This is a genomic window from Pseudacidovorax sp. (assembly GCF_017991995.1).
Classification (GTDB): Bacteria; Pseudomonadota; Gammaproteobacteria; order Burkholderiales; family Burkholderiaceae_C; genus Xenophilus.
The window spans coordinates 74,884-94,609 of the sequence record NZ_JAGOPN010000020.1 but is presented as its reverse complement, the minus strand read 5'-3'; the positions used below and the strand labels follow the sequence as shown (position 1 = coordinate 94,609).

Annotated in this window: 21 protein-coding genes; 18 read left to right on the top strand and 3 right to left on the bottom strand. The window is 66.6% G+C overall.

Annotated features, from left to right (window positions below):
• Positions 1-314: 314 nt before the first annotated feature.
• The 3 genes from KBC94_RS23530 to KBC94_RS23520 form a co-directional block, all read right to left on the bottom strand.
• A complete protein-coding gene (locus tag KBC94_RS23530; protein WP_294376032.1) occupies positions 315-779 on the bottom strand; it encodes a hypothetical protein in 465 nt (154 codons plus the stop codon).
• Positions 780-880: 101 nt separating this feature from the next.
• A complete protein-coding gene (locus KBC94_RS23525; RefSeq protein ID WP_294376030.1) occupies positions 881-1,489 on the bottom strand; it encodes a hypothetical protein in 609 nt (202 codons plus the stop codon).
• Positions 1,440-1,910: a helix-turn-helix transcriptional regulator gene (locus tag KBC94_RS23520; protein ID WP_294376027.1), complete on the bottom strand. Its 471-nt coding sequence runs from the start codon at positions 1,908-1,910 to the stop codon at positions 1,440-1,442. Before KBC94_RS23520 ends, KBC94_RS23525 begins: the two co-directional genes overlap by 50 nt.
• A gap of 108 nt (positions 1,911-2,018) precedes the next feature.
• Here KBC94_RS23520 and KBC94_RS23515 point away from each other — a divergent pair, with 108 nt between their 5' ends.
• The 18 genes from KBC94_RS23515 (at position 2,019) to KBC94_RS23430 (ending at position 19,725) form a co-directional block, all read left to right on the top strand.
• Positions 2,019-2,276, top strand: coding sequence for a helix-turn-helix domain-containing protein (locus tag KBC94_RS23515; RefSeq protein ID WP_294376024.1), 258 nt, complete (start codon positions 2,019-2,021; stop codon positions 2,274-2,276).
• 11 nt (positions 2,277-2,287) lie between these two features.
• Positions 2,288-3,337, top strand: coding sequence for a hypothetical protein (locus KBC94_RS23510; RefSeq protein WP_294376022.1), 1,050 nt, complete (start codon positions 2,288-2,290; stop codon positions 3,335-3,337).
• A 42-nt stretch (positions 3,338-3,379) separates the two neighbouring features.
• Entirely contained in the window at positions 3,380-3,823 is a 444-nt protein-coding gene (locus KBC94_RS23505) for a phage virion morphogenesis protein (RefSeq protein WP_294376021.1), read from the top strand.
• Positions 3,820-4,437, top strand: a complete 618-nt coding sequence (locus KBC94_RS23500) for a hypothetical protein (protein WP_294376016.1) — start codon at positions 3,820-3,822, stop codon at positions 4,435-4,437. Before KBC94_RS23505 ends, KBC94_RS23500 begins: the two co-directional genes overlap by 4 nt.
• Complete coding sequence (locus KBC94_RS23495; protein WP_294376014.1) at positions 4,437-4,697, top strand: hypothetical protein; 261 nt, start codon at positions 4,437-4,439, stop codon at positions 4,695-4,697. Before KBC94_RS23500 ends, KBC94_RS23495 begins: the two co-directional genes overlap by 1 nt.
• A gap of 92 nt (positions 4,698-4,789) precedes the next feature.
• On the top strand, positions 4,790-6,232 hold the full coding sequence (locus KBC94_RS23490) for a phage tail sheath subtilisin-like domain-containing protein (protein WP_294376012.1): 1,443 nt from the start codon (positions 4,790-4,792) through the stop codon (positions 6,230-6,232).
• A 35-nt stretch (positions 6,233-6,267) separates the two neighbouring features.
• Entirely contained in the window at positions 6,268-6,642 is a 375-nt protein-coding gene (locus tag KBC94_RS23485) for a hypothetical protein (protein ID WP_294376010.1), read from the top strand.
• Positions 6,643-6,821: 179 nt separating this feature from the next.
• Complete coding sequence (locus KBC94_RS23480; RefSeq protein WP_294376007.1) at positions 6,822-7,409, top strand: hypothetical protein; 588 nt, start codon at positions 6,822-6,824, stop codon at positions 7,407-7,409.
• A 22-nt stretch (positions 7,410-7,431) separates the two neighbouring features.
• Positions 7,432-9,777: a phage tail tape measure protein gene (locus KBC94_RS23475; protein WP_294376005.1), complete on the top strand. Its 2,346-nt coding sequence runs from the start codon at positions 7,432-7,434 to the stop codon at positions 9,775-9,777.
• Complete coding sequence (locus KBC94_RS23470) at positions 9,774-11,087, top strand: DNA circularization N-terminal domain-containing protein (RefSeq protein ID WP_294376004.1); 1,314 nt, start codon at positions 9,774-9,776, stop codon at positions 11,085-11,087. The genes KBC94_RS23475 and KBC94_RS23470 overlap by 4 nt, the downstream gene beginning before the upstream one ends.
• Positions 11,087-12,208 (top strand): phage baseplate assembly protein, encoded by a 1,122-nt coding sequence (locus tag KBC94_RS23465; RefSeq protein WP_294376001.1) that lies wholly within the window; start codon positions 11,087-11,089, stop codon positions 12,206-12,208. The genes KBC94_RS23470 and KBC94_RS23465 overlap by 1 nt, the downstream gene beginning before the upstream one ends.
• Positions 12,208-12,843, top strand: a complete 636-nt coding sequence (locus tag KBC94_RS23460) for a phage baseplate assembly protein (protein WP_294375999.1) — start codon at positions 12,208-12,210, stop codon at positions 12,841-12,843. Before KBC94_RS23465 ends, KBC94_RS23460 begins: the two co-directional genes overlap by 1 nt.
• 64 nt (positions 12,844-12,907) lie before the next feature.
• On the top strand, positions 12,908-13,489 hold the full coding sequence (locus KBC94_RS23455; protein WP_294375996.1) for a phage GP46 family protein: 582 nt from the start codon (positions 12,908-12,910) through the stop codon (positions 13,487-13,489).
• Positions 13,489-14,622: a baseplate J/gp47 family protein gene (locus KBC94_RS23450; protein WP_294375994.1), complete on the top strand. Its 1,134-nt coding sequence runs from the start codon at positions 13,489-13,491 to the stop codon at positions 14,620-14,622. The genes KBC94_RS23455 and KBC94_RS23450 overlap by 1 nt, the downstream gene beginning before the upstream one ends.
• Positions 14,619-15,206, top strand: coding sequence for a putative phage tail protein (locus tag KBC94_RS23445; protein ID WP_294375991.1), 588 nt, complete (start codon positions 14,619-14,621; stop codon positions 15,204-15,206). The genes KBC94_RS23450 and KBC94_RS23445 overlap by 4 nt, the downstream gene beginning before the upstream one ends.
• 8 nt (positions 15,207-15,214) lie before the next feature.
• The gene (locus tag KBC94_RS23440) at positions 15,215-16,102 is read left to right on the top strand and encodes a hypothetical protein (RefSeq protein WP_294375988.1); all 888 of its coding nucleotides are present in this window, start codon (positions 15,215-15,217) and stop codon (positions 16,100-16,102) included.
• A 96-nt stretch (positions 16,103-16,198) separates the two neighbouring features.
• Positions 16,199-16,753, top strand: coding sequence for a hypothetical protein (locus KBC94_RS23435; protein ID WP_294375986.1), 555 nt, complete (start codon positions 16,199-16,201; stop codon positions 16,751-16,753).
• Complete coding sequence (locus KBC94_RS23430) at positions 16,750-19,725, top strand: hypothetical protein (protein WP_294375984.1); 2,976 nt, start codon at positions 16,750-16,752, stop codon at positions 19,723-19,725. Before KBC94_RS23435 ends, KBC94_RS23430 begins: the two co-directional genes overlap by 4 nt.
• Position 19,726: the final 1 nt, after the last annotated feature.

Genomic DNA, 19,726 nt, shown 5'->3' with positions numbered 1-19,726 from the left:
CTCCAGATAGAAAAAAAGGACTCACGAATGGAGTCCTTAGTCTCTGGAGTGCGGCCGGCTAGGTCAGGGTGAAGCGTTGCACCTCGGTCCGCGTTTGGCGGGGTGGTGAACTGGCAGCATGAACACCAAAGCCCTCGCCATCATTCACCCCGCCGCTCGACTCAGCGTCCTCGTGCATTCATCCTGCAGTGCCGAGCAGCTCGCCGCCTGGCGCCGCTGCATCAGTGACGCGCTGGCGGCGGGGGATTCTGTAGCTGAATTTCGAGCTCGATGGGAAGCCAGCACGCTGCCGCGAGATGCTGCTCAGCCTTGCATCAACGACCCCACGCAATCACTCGGCCTTCCATGACGTGGAAGTACGCGCCTCCGCCTTGATAGGTGCTTACGATGCCGTCGGCACGGTTGATCTGTGAGGTCATCTTCACCGGCGTCACGCACTCTTTCACGCGGTCGACGCTCATTCCAATTTTTGGTGACTGATAGTCGCTGCCGCATCGGGCGCGGCGGTCGGCGGTCGCCTCAGCCGCTCTTCTTTCCGCGGTGGCCTGCCTCTTGCCTTCGGCTTCATCTTCAAGGCGTTGCCGTTCTTTGTATTCCAGTTCGCTCTGCGCGCGAGCCGCCTTGAGATCGCTTTGGCGCTTCTCTTGCGCCGCCCGCTTGTCAGCATCACGAGCGGCCTCCTCAATCGCTGAGCGGTGCCGTGCCTGCTCCTGCGCACGCTTCTCAGCTGCTCGCTCCTCTCGGCTCCGAAGCATGAGCGTGCATTCGTCCTGAGGCATTCCCCTGCAAGGCCCTGAGGCATACGTTGGCCCCCACTGAGCGTGTGCGGTGGTCACAGCGGCCAATCCACCGAAGGCGAACCACAGAAGGGCGAATCGCTTCATGGCTTCTTTCGAATCACAAAGCCGTAAGTCTTCTCGAGCTGCTCGTCATCGAGTTCCAGCAGCGAATCGGCGTTGAAGCTCTTTTTGATATAGGGCTTATAGATGTCCACACCGTCGAACTGATTTTTGCAGCGCGCTTTGATCGCCCCGATCCTTTTTGAGCGCCAAGCAGCATCCTTCTTTGGAGCGCTCTTCATTGCGGCCAGTATGGCCATCTGACGCTTCACATAGGCCACCGCGTCGTCGTAGCGATCCTTTCTGATGAGCACCTGCGTGGTGGCGCCCGCTGCCCTGTTGATCGCCGCTTGAGCCGCGCCATGTGTCAGGGGCAGCTTCTTCAATTTAAGGTGAAGAGCTATCCAGTCATCGCGGAGGGCGCGCAATGCCAGTACCTGTGACGGCGACACGTGCACCGCCTCGTCGGGCTGAACCACAACACGCGGACGTGCCGGCTTCGTGGTGATGTGAACGCTCAGCGGGCCTTGGTTCCCGATGATGTTCGTTCCGCCATTTATGGCACTGACGCTCGTGGTGGCACCTGGACTGACATTCACGTCACGCCCTGCTGCGTGGCCGTGTTGGCTTCCTACCTCTTGCTTGTTCATTGGACCCCTCTTTTTGGTTGACGTTTACATCGCGGCCCGCGGCGTGGCCGTGCACAGACGAGACGACTGACCCTTCGCGCTTCTCGGGGGACTGATCGCGGACGTGCATGCCCGCAGACAACAGTGCGGCGGTCTGGATCAGGGTTTGACGAGCCGCCGGCCCACATCGGCGATAGCTATCCAGCAGCACCTGCTCCGCTGAGTCGGTGGCAGGCATGGCCGCGTTGCGCTGGCCTGTCAGCACGTAGAGGACGTCGGCACCGGCTTCCGCGATGGCCGCCAAGTAGGCGCTGTCAGGAGCGCGCTCGCCCTTTTCGTAGTTGATCTGAGCGCGCTTGAGCACACCGCCCAACGCGCCGAACTTCTCTTGGCTGAGGCCAAGACGCTCACGCTCTTCCCTCAATCTGTCGCTTGTGCTCATGTGGACGCCATATGCCTATTGCAAGGTGTCCGTTTGAACACCATAATTCAATGCAACGCAGGTCGCTTCTGCGCTGATTCAACAAGTTGCATTGAAAGGATAGCAGCCATGCACCCTGAGGAAATCAAGGCAGCTCTTCGGATGAAGGGCTACACCTTGGCCGCATTGGCCGATGACTTGGGCATGTCCCGCTCTGTCGTCTCGCACGTGGTTGCTGGACGTGCGCAGTCGGCTCGCGTGGCACAGCGCATCGCCCAGATTCTGGGCAAGCCCGTCGTAGCCATCTGGCCGCCCAAGCCGCAGTCCAAGCTGCGTCGCACTCGTGAACAGATCGCTGCGCAGCGTGCTGCTGCGTTGGCTGCTTGAGGGAAGCGGCAATGGCGAAGAAGCAAGCCACCGAGCTGGCGCCGATTGAAGCGCGGACGTCCGCGCATTCGCCGAATCCCCGCACGTCCGGGCTTTTGGACTTCACCCCTGCGGACGAGTCCGCAGCGGGTTCGCTCGGCATCGTTTTGAACGGCACCTTGGAGGACCGGATCAGTCGAGCCGTCTACGCGTTTAACAACGCGACCCGCTATGCCGTCGAGGCCGGCTATCTGCTGCTGAGTGTCAAAGGTGAGGTGGAGCGAGGACAGTTCGAAGCAGGCATTGAGGGCTTAGGGCTGAGCAGCCAGCGCGCATCCGAGCTGATGCGCATGGCGAAGTTCGCCACAGCGCTGCCGGAGGACCGTCGCGCAGAAATGTTGATGCTGCCGAAGTCCAAGGTTCTGGCCCTGGCCTCCGCCGATGCGGAGGTCATCGCTGACCTGCTGGACTCACCTGGCGGTGAAGACGTCGATCTGACCAGCTTGTCCGTCCGTGAGTTGCGCCAACGCATCCGCGAGCTGGAGGCCAAGGCCGTGGACGCCGCCACCGAGCGCGACACGCTCGCCGCCGAGCGTGACGGCCTCGCCAAGAAGTTGCGCCGTCGTGAGCGGGACGCCGAAGACCACGAGGGCACGCCCCTGGTTGTGGCCGACATGCGCGCCGAGGGCGCCGCGCTGCTCAAGAAGGCCGAGCTTGCTCTGGGCGGCCTGCACCCGCTCGGCGTCGAGGTTGTCGGCCTGGCGAGCGCCGACGCGGCCGACTGGATCAAGCCCAGCCTGCGGCTGGTGCTCTCCGGCATCGTCGCGCTGCGCTTGCAGGCCGACGGCCTCATTGCTCAGTACGCCAAGGCCCTGGGCGACGACGCCCGCAAGCTCGTCAGCCAGCCCGACGCGCTCGCCTTCCTCGACGAGACCGAAATCAAGACGGTGGCGGAGGACTGGGCACGCCTGGTCGCCGTGAACCAGCACGAGGCCGCACTGCGTGCGCACGAGCGCAAGCAGGCCAAGCCCCGCGGCAAGGGCCGTCCCGAGAAGGCGCCCCAGGCGCCCGATGGAGTCTGACGCATGGCCGCGGTGCTTCGCTTGGCCCAGGACGCTCGCCACATGAGCGAACTGCCGGCCGTTCTGAACGAAGACCCCTGGGCGATCCGCCTGCACCTGGCGCGCCTGGCGATTGCCGACGCCAAGGGCTACGTGCGCGCCCGGGAGAACATCGGCGAATACATGGTGGGCGAGGTGCAGGACAACCTCGACGGCCAGCGCCTGTATGACGGGAGCGCCATGCCGCAAAGCAAGGCGGCCATCGCGCGCAAGGGCAAGACCCTGATCGACAAACACCACCTGTATGACAGCTATGTCTTCCAGCTGGTGCCGGGCGGCGTGGCCGTTGGCTCCAACATGGTCTATGCATTGATCCACCACGCTGGCGGACAGACGGGGCGCGGCCACAAGACGAAGATCGTCGCCCGGCCAGTGCTCGGCGTCGCCGCCGCGCAGGAGAAGCGGATCGGCGACATCCTCCTTGCGGAAATCGAGGCGATGCAATGACCGGCATCGTCCTCGACCTCGCCATCGAGCGGCTGCGTGCCGCTTTCACGCCTGCCGAGGTGCGCCAGGTGCTGCCCTATGGCGGCGAGTTCACGGCCGAAGAGGTGCCGCACAAGACTTACACCTGCCCAGCCATCTTCGTGGCCTGCCTGGGCTGGACGCCGCAGACCGACAGCAAGCGGCTGCGCGGCCCAGACGTGGTGCAGGTGCACATGGCCGCCTTCGTCGTCTTCAAGCACGTGGAACGGACCGCGCGCATGCGCGGCGCCATGGTGCTGGCCGAGCGCGCGTCCCAGAGCCTGCGGACATGGGCGCCGAACGTGGGTGCGCGGCCGTACCTGGTCGCGCCGCTCGACAAGGACACGCCGCCCACCGTGGAGAACCTCTACGGCCGAAAGATGGATGCCCTCTCGCAATCCCTCTGGATGCTGCGCTGGAGCCAGGACGCGGTCAACAACGGCGAGCCTCCCTCGCTGGCGGACCTGCGCTACATCGAGATCAACGAGAACCCGCTGCCCGGCCAGGTGCCGCCGCCTCCGCCGCCTGGCGGTGTGGTGCCCACCGTGACGGACGGCATCACCTTTGCCCCCCTTCCACCTGCTGAGGAACCCTGATGGCCACCACCCCGAAGAAGAACCAGGCCGGCGCTGACACCGCCGTCGAAAACCAGGCCGACGCGGGCACCGTGCCCGGCATCGTCGTCGAGCGACCCCGCCCCCGCCTGGGTGAAACGGTGCAGGTCACCGTCGCCGAAGACGTGGTGCTGATGAACACCGAGACGGGCGCGCCCTTCACGCCCGGCGAGGCCACGCCGCAGCTGGTGACCGTCACCACGCTTCGGCGCCTGGACGACGGCGACCTGACCCTGGTTTGACCCTCCGCCGAACCGCCTTTGAACCCCAGTCGATAGGAGCCTGACCCATGGCGATCAAGAACCTGCTGAGCCTTTCTTTCTTGGTGCCCTTCGTGGCAAACAAACTGTCCTTTGCCCGCGCGATTCGCGGTCTGCGCGGGATGCCGCGCAGCCTGCTGCTGGTCGGCCACAAGCTGGCGGCGGGCTCGGTGGCGGTGGGAACCATGGTGACCGTGAGCACCGAGGCCGACGCCATCGAGCGCTTCGGCGAGGGCTCGCAACTGCTGGCGATGTGGCGCGGTGCGAAGGCGAATGCCGACCTCGGCCTGCCCATCAACTGCCTCGCCATCGCGACCGGCTCCGGCGCGACCGCGGCAAGCTCCACCATCGTGGTGGCGACGACGGCGGGCACGGTCGGCACGGCCGGTGAGGTGATGCTCTACATCCACGGCAAGCGGGTGAGCACGGGCGTGACCAGCACGGACACCGCGACCACCGTCGCCGGCAAGCTCATCGCGATCATCAACGCCCAGCCCGCCCTGCAGGTACTGGCCGCCACCACGGCCACGCCCGGCGAAATCAAGCTGACGGCGAAGACGGTCGGCCCCAACGGCAACGACATCGACGTGCGCACGCTGCACTACATCGACGACGTCCTGCCGGCCGGCTTGACGCTGACCATCCCGGCGATGGCAGGAGGTGCCGGTGCGCCCGATGTCTCGCCCGTGGTCGCAGCGATGCAGGTCTACCGGCCGACCGAGATCGTGTGCCCGTTCACGGACAGCACGAACCTGAACATCCTGGAGACCGAGTTGGCCGCACGCTGGGAAGCGAACAACATGCGCGACGGCATGGTGATCAACTGCCTGCGCGGTACCGAGTCGGCGTTGACCACGTTCCTGGCGACGCGCAACAGCCCGCACGTGCACACCATCACGGTGACGAAGGACATGACGAACCCGGCCGAGACGGCGGCGATGGCCGGTGCCGTGATCGAGAGCATGGCGGCCACGGACCCCGCCGTGCCGCATACCGGCGCCGCGCTGTCGGGCTACCTTGGCCCCAAGCCGCAGGACCACTGGACCGTCGACCAGGTCAACAACCTGCTGGTGGCGGGCGGCTCGTCCCTGCAGATCGGCCAGGACTCCACCGGCACGCTGCTGCGCATGGTGACCAACTACAAGCGCACGGCGGGCGGTGCGCCGGACCGCAGCATGAGCGAGGTCTGCTGGCTCAAGACCGCCAGCTACAAACGCTGGTTCAACATCACCGAGTTCGCCACGAAGTACACGGGCTACAAGCTGGCCCAGTACGTTGAGGACCCGCTCCCCGGCCAGAAGATCATGACGGAGCTGCTGGCCGAAGAGATCATGCTGGGCATCTACAAGGTGTTCATGGACGCGGGCCTGTGCCAGAACCCGGACTATTACCGCTCCACGCTGGTGGTGGAGATCGACGGGGCGAATCAGAAGCTCAAGATCATCGACGAGCCCGTGCTCGTGGTGCAGCACTACCAGACCGAGATCACCAGCGACGTGGTCGGCGGCACGGTCTGACCCGCCCAGATTGACGACACCGAGAGGACACGCACATGGCAGCAGACAAGCAGCTTTTCCACCCCGACGAGATCGCCATCGCGGGCGCGCCGATTGCGTTCGAAGACGCCTCGGCCATGATCACGGGCGCGGCCCGGTTCGAGAACACGCCGGTGCCCAGCGGCGGCAATGCCGACGACTTCGTCAGCCGTCGTCGGGTGCCGACCACGGTGCAGTTCAAGCTTCAGTTCGGCCCGAACGAACACCCGATGGAATACGCCACCATCACGGATGCCCCGATCACGTTCCGCGACCGCGTGAGTGGCCGGCGCGCCTTCATGCCCCGCTGCAGTTTCGGCAGCCTGGGGCAGATCGGAGGGGGAACCGTCGACGTGACGTTCAACGTGCTCTCGCCGATCCAGTGGCTGTAGGCATTCCAAGCCCTGCCGCTGTGTCGGCAGGGGCGCCGCCTGGGGGCGCGAAGGCCGGGTCGCCGCGATAGGCGCCTGGGCACCCAGCAAGGGGCTGGACCGCGAGGTCTGGCCCCTTGTGCTTTTGGGGTGCAGCGTTTCACCGTGTCTCCCTGGGGGCGCCTGGGCAGACTGGCGCCATGGATACCCCTGCCAACTCCGCACCCTCGGCGGTGATCGAGGACCTGTTCCGGCTCACACTGGCCGATGGACTGCCGGCGCAGTCCGGCGGCAAGACGATCCGTTACCGCGTGGTGCACCTGCGCGAGACGGGCGTGGCCCACGAGCGCAAGGCCACGCGCCAGGCCGAACGTGTGGTGATGGTGGGCGCCGCGCCGAAGCTGCTGGTGAGCGAGGCGGACTTTCGCCTGGCGCTCACCGCCCAGCACATCGAGGCATTCGAGTGCGACGGCATGCGCCTGGGCGCCGAGGCCATCGACCTGGACGTGATCGGACGCCTGAGCACGCACGACTTCGGCCTCATCGAACAGCGCACGTTCCTGATCGGCCTGGCCGCAGAGCTGCGCTATGGGAACATCACCCAGGCCACCTTCGATGCCGTGATGCGGGGCGAGCCCGCCGCCACCGGGGGCGGCAGCGCCCCGCGACCCGTGGGCCAGGCTGGTGATGTGGGAGCGGCTGCTCAACCGCCTCAGCCTGGCCCTGCGATGCTCGCCGACTTTGCTGGAGGACCTGCCGCTGGCGCGCCTTCGGGCGCTGGTCGCTGAGGCCGAGCGCAAGGAGTGAACCATGCGTGAGCTGCGCCTGCGCTACCTGATCGACCTGGCGAGCAACATCGGCCAGCGCTCGCGCGCCGAGGCGCAGGCGCTGGAGGCCGCGCAGAAGGTGATGCAAGGTGCTATCGCCGGCACCAACAACAAGCTCACCGACTGGACGAAGCTCAACGCCAGCGCGACGAAAGAGACGGACCTGCTGCAGGCGGCCGTCACCGGCGTGTCGAACCGCTTCACTCAGGCCCGGGTGGCGGCTGACCAGTTGCGCACCGCGACCGACCGGCTCGGCACTACCGAGCGGGAGACAGTGCGCGACACCGAGGCGCTCGACCGCGCGCTCACCCGCCTAGGCAGCAACACCAGCACCGAGCGCCAGGCCCGCTACATGCGCCAGCTCGCCGACTCCACGCAAGCAGCGCAGACGCGGATGGAACGGCTAGGCAATGCATGGAATGCTGCCCAGCGCGTTGGCACGGTCGCCGCTGGTGCGGCGGCTGGCGGCTATATCGTCGCGTCTGCCTTGAAGGCGCCGATGGACTATGACACCCGACTTCGCGCGGTGGCATCGACTGCCTTCGCTGGCGGAACCATCGGAGAGCTGCGAGGCGGCATGACGGACATCAACGACCTCGTGAACGGCACCGTGCGCAACGTGAAGGGGGCCCGCCGCGAGTCCGCCCTTGAGGCGTTTGAGAAGCTCGTGGGCACGGGGTCATTCAGCTACGACGAGTCGAAGGCGCTGTTGCCCAAGATCATGCGGACGGCTGTCGCCGGCCGGGCAAGCGCCGACGATCTAGTGCAGGCCGCGGAGAAGTGGAAGGTAAGCCTTGGGCTGACGCCGGACGAGATCGAGCTGGCCCTCGCGAAGTTGACGCGCGCAGGACAGGAAGGTGGCTTTGAAATCAAGGACTCCGCCAAGTGGGTCGGCCCCCTGATGCCCTACATGAAGGGCTATCACGGCATGGAGGCCGTCGAGCAGCTCGTGACGATGCTGCAGCAGGTGCGTTCAACGGCCGGCACTAACGACGAGGCCGCGAACAATCTGCGCAACTTTGTCCAGAAGATGGGCGCCGACAGCACGCGCAAGGAGTTTGCAAAGCAGGGATTCGATCTGGATGCCGAGATGGCGCAGGGCGTGCTGAAGCGCCAGACCCCGGTCGCCACCTACATGGCGTTGCTGGAGAAGGTCATGGCGAAGGGCGACCCGGAAGGCAAAGCCCGAAAGCTCATGGAGCAGGCCGACAAGGCTGCAACGCCGGAACAGCGCACCCAGCAGTATGAGGACATCAAGCGCATCTACGAGGGTTCGCAGGTTTCCAAGATCATCAACGACCTGCAGGAGTTTGGTGGCTACGAGGGCTTGCGGCGCACCGGTGACTATGGACGCCGTGTGCTTGCTGCCGTGCAATCTGAGCGCGGTGGCGCGGTAGATATCGGCTATCAGTTCATGGCCGAGGGCATTGGAGCCAAAGCCATCGCGCTGCAGAACTCACGCGATATCGCTGGCTCCGACGCGCTGGAGAAGCTGAGTGGCCCTTTGGGAAATGTCATCGACGGTACGAACGCACTGGCGGAGAAGTTTCCAAGCCTTGCGAGTTCTGCGTGGGGGGCGACCGTCGCCCTCGGGGCATTGCAGGCTATGTCGATTCTGCAGACGGCGCTGTTGGCAAAGGCCATCAAGGGCGCGCCTGGTGCCGCCGGAGAGGGTGCGGCTGCAGGCGCCGGGGCAGGCGCCGGAGCCAGTGCCGCGCGATCGGCGGCACTGGGCCAGGTTGCAAGAAACGCGCTCAAGTATGGTGGGACTGTCGCCGCCATTGGGGGAGGCATTGAGGCACTGGGAGTCCTGGCCGATCCCGAGGCCGACAAGGCACGCGAGCTGACCCGGGTCGGTGTAACGACAGGGGGCGGACTCGCTGGCGCCGTGGGCGGCGCCGCGCTGGGGAGCATCGTGCCCGGCGTGGGCACTGTGCTCGGCGGCCTGATCGGCGGAGCACTGGGCGGCTTTGGTGGATCGGCGCTGACGGGCTCGCTCTTCGATTGGCTGTGGTCCAAGAAGGACCCTGCGCAGCGCGCGGCGGCCACGCCTGTGACGCAGGCCGAGATGGCGCGCGCCTTCCCCAGCGGCCTGCAGGTGCCCAGCCTGGACCTGCTGACGCTGTCCGCACCTGGTGCGGCGCTCGGCACCACGCTGCAGGCCGGCAAGACCACCGAGTTGAAGGTGGGTGAAGGGGTGTTGCGGCTCGACCTGGTCGTGCGGGATGAGCGCGTCGACGTGCGGCCGTCCGTCCCGCAACAGCCGTCGCTCATCAAGATCAATCCGGGTGGCACCGACCCGGGCAGCTTCACGGGGTTCGGGCGATGAGCTGGCTCGACCAACTGCTGCCGGCCAGCTTTCGGGGCGTGCCCTTCCAGGTCGATGACATTCGCCACGATGCGGGCGACACGGTCGTGGTGCGCGAATATCCATTCCAGGACCTGCCGACCGTCTTCCGCATGGGTGAGGGGGCGGAGGAGATCCGTCTGAGCGCCTATGTGGTGGGCGACGACTACATCGAGCAGCGCGAGGCCCTGCGCCAGGTGCTGACCGGCGAGGGCGTGCTGGTGCATCCCACCGCCGGCTCGATCCGCGTCTATGTGGCCGGCCGCTACTCGCTGCGCGAGAACCCGACCTTCGAGGGCGGCGTGGCCCGCTTCGACCTGGTGTTCATCCGGGCCGAGAGCCGGCGCTACCCGGCCGGGGTGGAAAACACCGAAGCCGCTGCGGCGGACGCTGCTGATGCGGCGGCAGAGGCCGGGCAGGATGCCTTCGCCGCCGAATGGTCGCTTGCCGACCCGCCCGCGTGGGTGGTGGAGCGGGCCACGGCATCGCTGCAGGCCGCCATGGGCGCCGTGTGGGATGCCATCGGGCCGGCCGTTGGGCTGCTCGGCCAGGCGGACGAGTGGGCAAGCAGCATGATCGGTGCATGGCAAGAGCTGCAGGCCGGGTTCGCGCAGCTCGTGGCTGAGCCGGCGGCGCTTGCCGGACAGCTGGCGGCCCTCTTCACGTTGCCCGCTGTGCTCACCCAGCCGCAGGCATTGGCGTTCCAAGGCGCCTACGCGGGGTTGTTCGATGTGTCCTCGGTCGTGGTGCGAACGGACTTCGAAACGGTGGTGATGCCGACCGACGGCGGCGGCCTGGCAATGTTCGGCACGGGCAATGCGGCTGTGCTGGGCGTGGATGCAGCGGCGCGGGTCCGCCTGGCGCAGCTGACGGCCGCGGGCGACCAGCTCGTCGAAACACTGGCGACTGCGGGCTACGTCCGCGCGCTGGCCCGGGTGGAGATGACCAACTATGACGAGGGCATGGCGGCCAGGGCTGCGCTGCACGCGCAATGCACCCGCCTGCTGCTTGCTTCCTCGGATGCCAGTGCCCCGCGGGCGCTGCCTGGCAGCTCCTGGCATGACGCCATGATGGCGCTGCACACCGCTGGCCTACGCGACCTTCAGGCCCGCACGCAAGACCTGGTGCGACTGACGACGTACACGCCTGGCGCGTGGATGCCGGTCTGGTACATCAGCCACCTGCTGTATGGGACCGCCGACTACGCCGACGAAATCCTGCAGCTGAATGACCACATCGAACACCCCCTGTTGGTGCCGCCCGGCCGGGCGCTGCGGGTGCGGAGGGTGTGATGCGGCAAGGTGATCGCTACGAGCGCGATGCCGCGCAGATCACGGTAAAGGTCCGTGGGAAGACCTTCGAGGGCTGGCTGCAGTCCGAGGTGACGCGGGACATCGAGGCCATTTGCGGCACGTTCTCGATCCCCGTCACGCTGGTGCCGGGCTCTCCGCCGGAGATTCAACGGCAGGACGAGGTGGAGGTGTTCATTGGCGCGACGAAGGTCATTACGGGGTACGTGTTGGGCGCGGAGCCCTTCTACACGCGGCAGGACTGCGGCATGCGCATCGTCGGCCGCGACCGCACGGGCGACCTGGTGCGCGCGTCAGCCGTCCATAAGGGCGGCCAGTGGCGGGGCGCGAAGCTGGACCGAATCGCTCGCGACCTGGTGAGCGCCTACGGCATCCAGGTGAAGGTCGACGCCGATGTGGGCGCGGCCATCGGAGACTTCAAGCTGTACCACGGCGAGACGGTTCTCGCGGCACTGTCGCGGGCTGCTCGTCTGCGCGGGCTTCTGGTGACCCGAGACAACGAAGGCCGCCTGCTGCTCACCAAGGCGGGCGTGAAGCGCTTCGCGGGGTCCATCGTGCGCGGCACCAACGTGATCAGCATGGAGGGCGTCGGCAGCGACGAGATGCGCGCCAGTGAGTACATCGTCTATGGGCAGGCCAACAGCGTGGACGACTTCGAATACGCCCGCGGGTTGAAGGCGGCGGCGAAGGACCCGGAGATTAGGCGGCATATGCCCCTGGTGATCAACGCGGACGGCAACACCACGCAGGCCGAGCTGGAGGCTCTGGTGCGGCACACGGTGCGCGTGAGGCGCGGCCACGCCTACGGCATCAAGTACGTGGTCGAGGGCTGGACGTGGAATGGCGAAGCCTGGCCGGTGAATGAGCGCGTGGCGATCTTCGACGACGTGGCCGGCATGGACGGCACGGAATGGCTGATCGCGTCGGTGCGGCAGTCCTGCTCCCGCCAAGAGGGCGACGTCACCGAGTTGGTCGTGCGGCCGGTCGAGGCATACGACACGGTGCCGCTGCAGTCGAAGCCGAAGCGCAGGCACTGGGGCAACGCCGGGAATCGGACGAATCACCCGCGCGGCCCGCGGGACAAGGCGCGGGGGGGCTACTGATGTTCACCATGCTGAGACGGGCCCGGCTGCGCGGCCTGTTCGAGGGGTTGGTGCAGAAGGTGCGGGCCGAGGCTACGGAGAACGACGGCAAGGACGCGGTCGAGCGGTTCCAGGACTACGGATTCGCCGCCAACCCGGTCGAAGGTCAGGGGCTGGTGCTTCACTGGGAGGGGCACACTATCGTGCTGCGCATGGACCGCATGGCCGAACGCCCTCGCCTGGGCGCTTACGAGGTGAGCGTGTGGCACAAGGAGGGGCACCACGTGACCCTGCGCGCTGGGCGACTGGTGGAGGTCGAGTGCGACGACTTCCTGCTGAAGGCTGCGAACTCGGCGACAGTGGAAACGAAGACCTTCACGGTGCGCGCATCGCAGAAGATCAGGAACGAGACGCCCCTTGATCAGGTCACTGGCATCCAGCAGCCGCAGCAGCTGACGGTCGGGGGCATATCGGGTCCTGGCTCGGCCACGATGGTGGGCGGCAGCTGGAGCATGACGGGCGTCAGCTGGTCGGCCACCAACTGCCAGACCGCCTATACCGGCGGCACGCTCACGATGAACGGCAAGGACCTGAGCGACCAGCACAGGCACGGCCTGGTGCAACGTGGCACCGACGACAGCGGCGCGGTGAGCTGAGGCGCTGCGCTGCGGTGCAGCGTTTCACCATGACCCTTTGGCGGGTGGCCGACATCATGGCCACATGTTCGATTTGGCGACTCGCCCGCAGCGGCTCGATGACGTGTCGGCGGCACTTTCGGTGCCGTTCGACTGGCAGCTGACCGCGCCGGCCGCCGCCACCTCCTACCCGTTCACCGACTACTCCAGCGGCGCGCCGGTGCCTGGCGTCGAGGTGCTGCAGACGTTTGCTCTGCAGCTGGAGGACACGCTGTCCTCTGCCGTCATCATTTCCTTGTTCACGGATCGCCGCGCTGGCCCCGACGACAGGTTGCCTTACGGGCAGACCGACCGCCGAGGGTGGGTGGGCGACGAGTTCATGGGCGCGGGCTTCGACCAGCAGCCGACGGGTTGGGGGTCGCTGCTCTGGCTCTACTACTCGACCAAGACCGTGGCCGAGGTGCTAGAGGCCGCGCGGTTTACGGCGCGCGAGAGTCTGGCCTGGATGGTGGAGGCCGAGATCGCCAGCCGTATCGAGGTCGAAGCGCTGTGGGCCGGCCCGCGCGAGGACCGGCTCGCGCTGCGTGTGACGATCTACCAGGCAGATCAGCTGCAGCCGGTCTATGACGTGCTTTGGGGCACGAGCTTCCTGCGCGGGGTGCAGTGATGGCCGTGAGTCCGCTCCAGGTTCCTATCCCTTCCATCGGCGAGCTGTCGCAGAACGCCGCCCGGCTGCTGCAGCAGTCGCTGGCGCAGGCGGCTCAGGCCGCCGATCCCGCGAAGCTGACCGCGGCAGACCTGGAGCTGGCGCGCGGCAACATCCAGGCGCTGGCCTTCGTCGAGGGACTCGGCCTGCACGGCGCCTACCGCTACCTGCGCGACTTCATCGCACGCCAGGCCATTCCGATCAAGTCAGCGGGCGCCTTCCTTGATGGGTGGCTCGAGACGTACAAGCTGCCGCGCAAGGGGGCGGCGGCGGCCTCGGGGCTGGCGGTGGCAGGCACCGGCGTGGATGACGCCGTGGTGGCGGCTGGAACGCTGCTGCAAACAAGCGACGGGCGCCAGTACAAGGTCACCGCCGACGCGACCGTCTCGGGTGGCGCGGTGTCAGTGGCGGTGCTCGCGCTGGTGGCGGGCGTGGGCGGGAACCTGGCCGCCAGCTCGACGCTGCAGCTGGTGTCGCCGGTCAACGGCATCGACGCCACATGGACGGTTGGCGGCGATGGCATCAGCGGCGGCGTGGACGTGGAGAAGGACGACGCGGCCGTCTACCGGCTGCAGCAGCGTCTGAGCAATGAGCCTCGGGGCGGGTCGCCCGGCGACTACGCCCGCTGGGCGATGTCACTGCCCGGCATCACGCGCGCCTGGGGCGTGCGCAACCCGGCCGGGCCGACTTCGGCCGGCGTCATCATCATGGCCGACGGCAACGTGGCGCCTGGCCTGCCCACCGAGTCACAGCGACTCATGGTGCGCGACTACATCAGCGATCCGCGTCGCGGCCCGCCGGACGAGTTGCACGTGATCATCGCGGCGCCCGTGGTGCACAACTACACGATTCGGCTCCGGCCGGACACGGCGGCCAACCGCGAGGCCACCATCGCCGCGCTCCAAGACCTCTACTTCCGTGAGCCCACGCCGGGCGGCGGCATGCCCCACTCGCACGTCAGCGAGGTGATCAGCGGCGTGGTGGGCGAGTACAACCATACGGTGCTATCCCCGCTGCTGGAGCCCGGCGGCGTGTTCACGGCGCCCACCTTCGACGCACTGCTGGCGCTGGGTACGGTGAACTTCGTCACATGAGCGCTGATCGCTTCACCCAGGCTCTGGCCTATCTGTTGCCCCAGGGCTTCGCCTGGCCGCGCTCGCCGGCCAGCGTGCTGATGCGGACCGTCCGCGGCATCGCTGGCAGCTTGGACGAGCTGCACCGCTTCACCTCGGCAACGGTGGCCGGTTGGCAGCCCCACACGACGACGCGCGTGGCCGAGTGGGAAGAAGCCACGGGCCTACCCGACGCCTGCTTTGCCAGCGACGACACCACGCGGCGGCAAATGCTGCTCATGCGCCTGCGCGGGCCAGAGCTGCCTTACGAGGACTCCAGCCCGGCCGCGCCCGACGTGCTGGCCGCCCTCTGCGCCAGCGTCGGCTATCCGGCCACGGTTGCCTACAACACCCCGCTTCGGGTCGGTATGCGCGTTGGGTCCCACATGGGGCGGCTCGATGGCGAGCTGTACGTCACGGCCACGCTGCCGGCGGGGCGCATGCGTGTCGGCACGGCCAAGGTCGGCGACCGCCTCATCTACGGCACGAAGACGGGCAGCGACCTCGCGTGCCTGCTCCAGCGCGTGGTGCCGGCACGCTTTCACATCAACCTGATTCTGGTTTAGGGGGCAAGGTGGACTACACCCTATCGAACGGCTACTTCACGCACACGGGCACCGGGCAGCGCATGCACCGGGAGAATCAAGCCGTGCCGACGGCCGTGAGCGACAAGGACCTGAACTCGGTCACCTGGTCGATGATGGAGATCATCAAGGAGGCCGGACTGGCGGGCGTCCAGTTCGACCCGGACATTCCGGCGACCTACCGTGTCCTGCTGCAGGCGATCAACAAGCTGATCGGCGCGGCTTCTTCGGACGGCCCTGGCCGCGTGTCCATCTTTCTGCAGCCCGACCCGCCGCCCAAGCACATGCGCATCAACGGCGTGCTGCTCTCCCGTACTGCGTTCCCGGAGCTGTGGGAGCACGTCCAGGCGGTGGGCGCCGTCACCGAGGCGGAATGGTTTGCCGACCGCTGGGGGTGGTTCAGCAGCGGCGACGGCTCGACAACTTTCCGCATCCCGCTGGTGGGGGGCGAAGCTCTGCGGTTCCTGGATGGCGGCCGGGGAGTCGATATCGGCCGCTTGATCGGCTCCTGGCAGGGCGGAGCCAACCAGGCGCACGGCCACGACACCATCCAGACGCCGCACGGTCACATCATCATCGAGTCGCCGCATGCACACACGGGCGCGACGAATGTGGCCGGTGGGCACAACCATGGCGGGACGCGGGTGCCTGAGCAGCTCGCAGACACGGACCGCGGAACCACTTCCAGTGCGTTCAGCCTGGACAACCTGGTCAACCTGCCTACGGACGGGGCGCACCAGCACGAGTTCGTCACGAACGGGCAGACCACGGGCGCGACCATTCAGCCGCAGCTCGCAAACATCTCCATCGCTTCCCAAGGCAGCGAAGCGCGCATGCGCAACATCGCCTGGCCGGTTTATCTCAAGTACGAATGGTGAGGTGAAACGATGCACGCCCATTTCTACGATCCGGCCTCGCGCCTGTATGCGGGCTCCTGGCTCTGCGAAGAGTCGCCCCGCGAACCCGGCGTCTTCATGCTGCCGGCCTTCGCTTCCACCGCGCCGCTGCCCGTCGGCGTGGAGCTGGTTGAGGTCCCGGGCACCCGCCAGCTGCAGGGCAGCATCCCGGCCGGCCAACTGCTGCGCCTGAGCACGGAAGGCGTGTGGCTGCTGGAGGATGTGCCGGCGCCCGAGGCGGTGCCGGAGCCCGCGCCGCAGCCGCCGGCCGAACCCTCGCCTGAAGAGCGTGTGAAGGCCCTTCAAACCGCCGTTCAAGGCCAGCTTGACGCGGTCGCGCGAGCCCTGGGCTATGACGGCATCTTCACCGCCGTGACCTACGCCGACGAGCCGGCCGTTCCGCGCTTCCAGGCCGAGGGCCAGGCACTGCGGGCCTGGCGCAGCCAGGTCTGGGCCGCTTGCTATTCGGTGCTCGCTGCCGTCCAGGCCGGCGAGCGCGAGGAGCCGACCATGGCTGAGCTGGTCGCCGAGCTGCCAGCGTTCGTCGCTCCGGCGCCGGTGACCGCCGCACCCGAGGCCGAGCCAGCCGGCGACGCTGCAATCAGTGAATCCTCGACCGGAGCCGACGCATGAGCCTTGCCACGCGCGCGCTGCGACTGCGCTTGCTGTCCGCCGCTGGCAACCCGCTCGGCGGCGCGAAGGTGAGCCTGCACCTGTCGGCCTACCAAGTGGACGGCACAGACATCGTGCCACTGCAGTGGGATGCGACCGAAGACCCTGCGGCGACCGGCGACTACATCTTGGTCGTCTGGCCGAATACCCGTGGCGATGGCGGCACGCACTACGACATGCTGGTACAGGCTAACGGCCAAGTGCTGCTGAGGGAGACGGTTACGGTCCCGGCCGGCGATGTCGAAGCGTTGGTCACGGCCAAGATCAACCCAGCGCCGTGGCCGCAGCTCTACGAGGCGGCAGCAGAAGTCCAGGCGTCTCGCTGGTTCTCCGACGCAGCTGGTGAGTCTGCCAGCCTGGCATTGGCGGCAAAAGACGTCGTGCTGCCGGTTGCCGAACAGTTCGGCAATGTCGCGGCCATCGTAGGCGATGTGACCGCGAAGCGTGATCAAGCTGGGGTGTCTGCTGCCGCGTCAACTACTCAGGCCGGCATCGCCACTGTTCAAGCCAGCATCGCGAGCGCGGCAAGTGGAGCAGCGTTGGCCGCTGGTCGCATCGTAGCGACGCGTGCAGACGGCCTTGTCGCCTATCCGTCCACCGCACTGCCCGACAGCGTGTGGTGGGTGCTGCCGAATGCGACGGACGGCTACACGGCGCTGACTTGCCTGCGACGGACGGGGCCGACCACGACAGTTACTGTGCAGACCCTGCCCAGGGCAGAAGACATCACGGCAGAGCGGACCTTTGCGAATCGCGTCGGTTTGCACAACGCCACGGTCGCACTTACCGGCGCAGGCGCTGACGTCAACGACTGGACCTTCACATACCCGAACGGCGACACCGTCATCAATGGGGACTGGGTTCGCTTCAGGGCGCCGGCAACAAATACCGGCCTCGTTCTCGCTCGCATGCCCGAAGGCATCGCAACGAACTTCTTCGATGCAGCCATGCAAAAAATCGGGGAGAAGAACCCGCTGATCCAGGGGCGCTGGTACGTGATGGAGCGAATCGTCAACGGCGGTGGCAACCACTACCGTTGCTTCTTCGACGATGCACTGTGGATGGATGCTAGGGCTGGAAAGCCGCGAGTCGCCACCGCGACGGTGGCGGCTGGCACATCGGACATGGAAGCCACGGTTCTGGACGATCCGTACACGCTGTCGTACAAGCGCGGTGCCATTTTTGTCGTTCGCATTGCCCAAGCTACGACCGCAGGCCAGGCCCTGCGGCTGCGCCTCAATGGCAGCGGGCAGTATCCGGTGGTCCTCAATTCAACGCAGGTCACCGAGGTCATTCCTGCCAACACTGACCTAACGGTGATGTGGGCTGACGGCCCAGGGAACAACTACCTTCTTCTGAGCTGGGCGCAATCACGACTCGAAGGCAAGCCATTGTTCGCCGACGGGTCGGTGGCTGCAGGTACGGCCGACGTGGACATTTCGATCCCGGAGGCACCTGGGCTGCAGGCACTGAAGCGGAATCAGCAATTCACGATTCGCCTCGGCAACGTCGGTACCGCCGAAGGGCAGAGTCTTCGGGTTCGGGTGAACGGTTACGCATGGATCGGGGTCGCCGCCGCCGGCGGGGGCGCATACACCAGCGCCCTGCCTGCGTTCTCCAACCTCACCGTGATGTACACCGGAGCGCCCGGTAACAACTTTCTCCTCACGTCGGTGCAGCGCCCCGCTACCGGCGTTGTTGGAGAACCTCTAGACGCCATCGTGGCCGCCATTCAGGCGATGGTGACGACGACCCCCTACGGTGCGCAGACCTACTCCAACGGCGTAGTGACGCAAACCGACAACCAGATCCCGCTGGTGAGCGTCGGGACATCGGTGGGACTCGGTGCGGGCAGTTACCACCCCTCCAGTGTCGTGCGTGACGACAACTACGCGCCCGTGAAGCGCATGGCTGAAATTTTCGCGGAGGAGTTCGGGTTGGTTGGCAACTTTGCCTTCCCGTTCGAAAACCAGAGCGTGGGCGGCTCGTTCGACAACCAAGCGCCGGCCCAATTCGCGGCACGGTCGGCAGCGTTCCAGTCCGGCAGGATTCTCCTCCTGACGCCGGGGATGAATGCCGCCTCTGCTTTTGGTCAGTTCACGGCAGCGACTCGGCCAGGGCAGATCAACGGCCTCCGGACGGTGTGCCAGCAGGCTATCTCCGCTGGATTCCTGCCGGTGCTGCAGACCACAATGCACCCGCACCCGCTCTTGACGTGGCAGGGGGCAGGCACGGACGCCCTCGACGGATGGAACTGGCCAACGCCAACTTTTCGCGTCCAGCTCATCTACACCGTCGATGCGGCAGCCATGACCATCACAAATGGGGCCGCGTTCCAGACTCCGCAGTGGGGCTCGGGAAAAATCAAGGTTGGGTCGATCCTGCGTTTCACCGATGGTCCGAATGCGGGTGTCGATCACGTAATCACCGCCCTCAACAACACGACGGCCACGATTGGTGGCGGCACGCTCCTGGCTTCCGAGGCGGCCACGCGGACCATGTACCACCGCGTGTCAGTGGCAGAAAACGAGACGTTGCTGCCGGTCCCGCCTTCCAAGCGATATGTGAGGGCGAATCGCAGCGGCAGCGGGTTGCTCATGGGTGTCCGCCTTTGGGATGCGTACAACGCCGCCATCGCGGCTCTGGCGCGCGAACTACGCGTGCCACTCGTCCAGATTGATAAGATGAGCTTCGACTTCGTCAGCGCCAACGGCGGCGACTCGCTTGCTTGGGACGAGGGGACACGGACGATGACCGGTGCGGCGCCCGGCTGGGACGCCGGATACACCACGAGCTATCCCGGCTATTCAGACGTTAAGCAGAACAATCACCCCAACGTTGCGCACCGTGCGGCGACCTTCGACCTTGGCGCGCGCAAGCTCGCTCGGCTCATCACCAGCGGGCAGCTATCGAGGGATGCTGTTATTCGCTGAA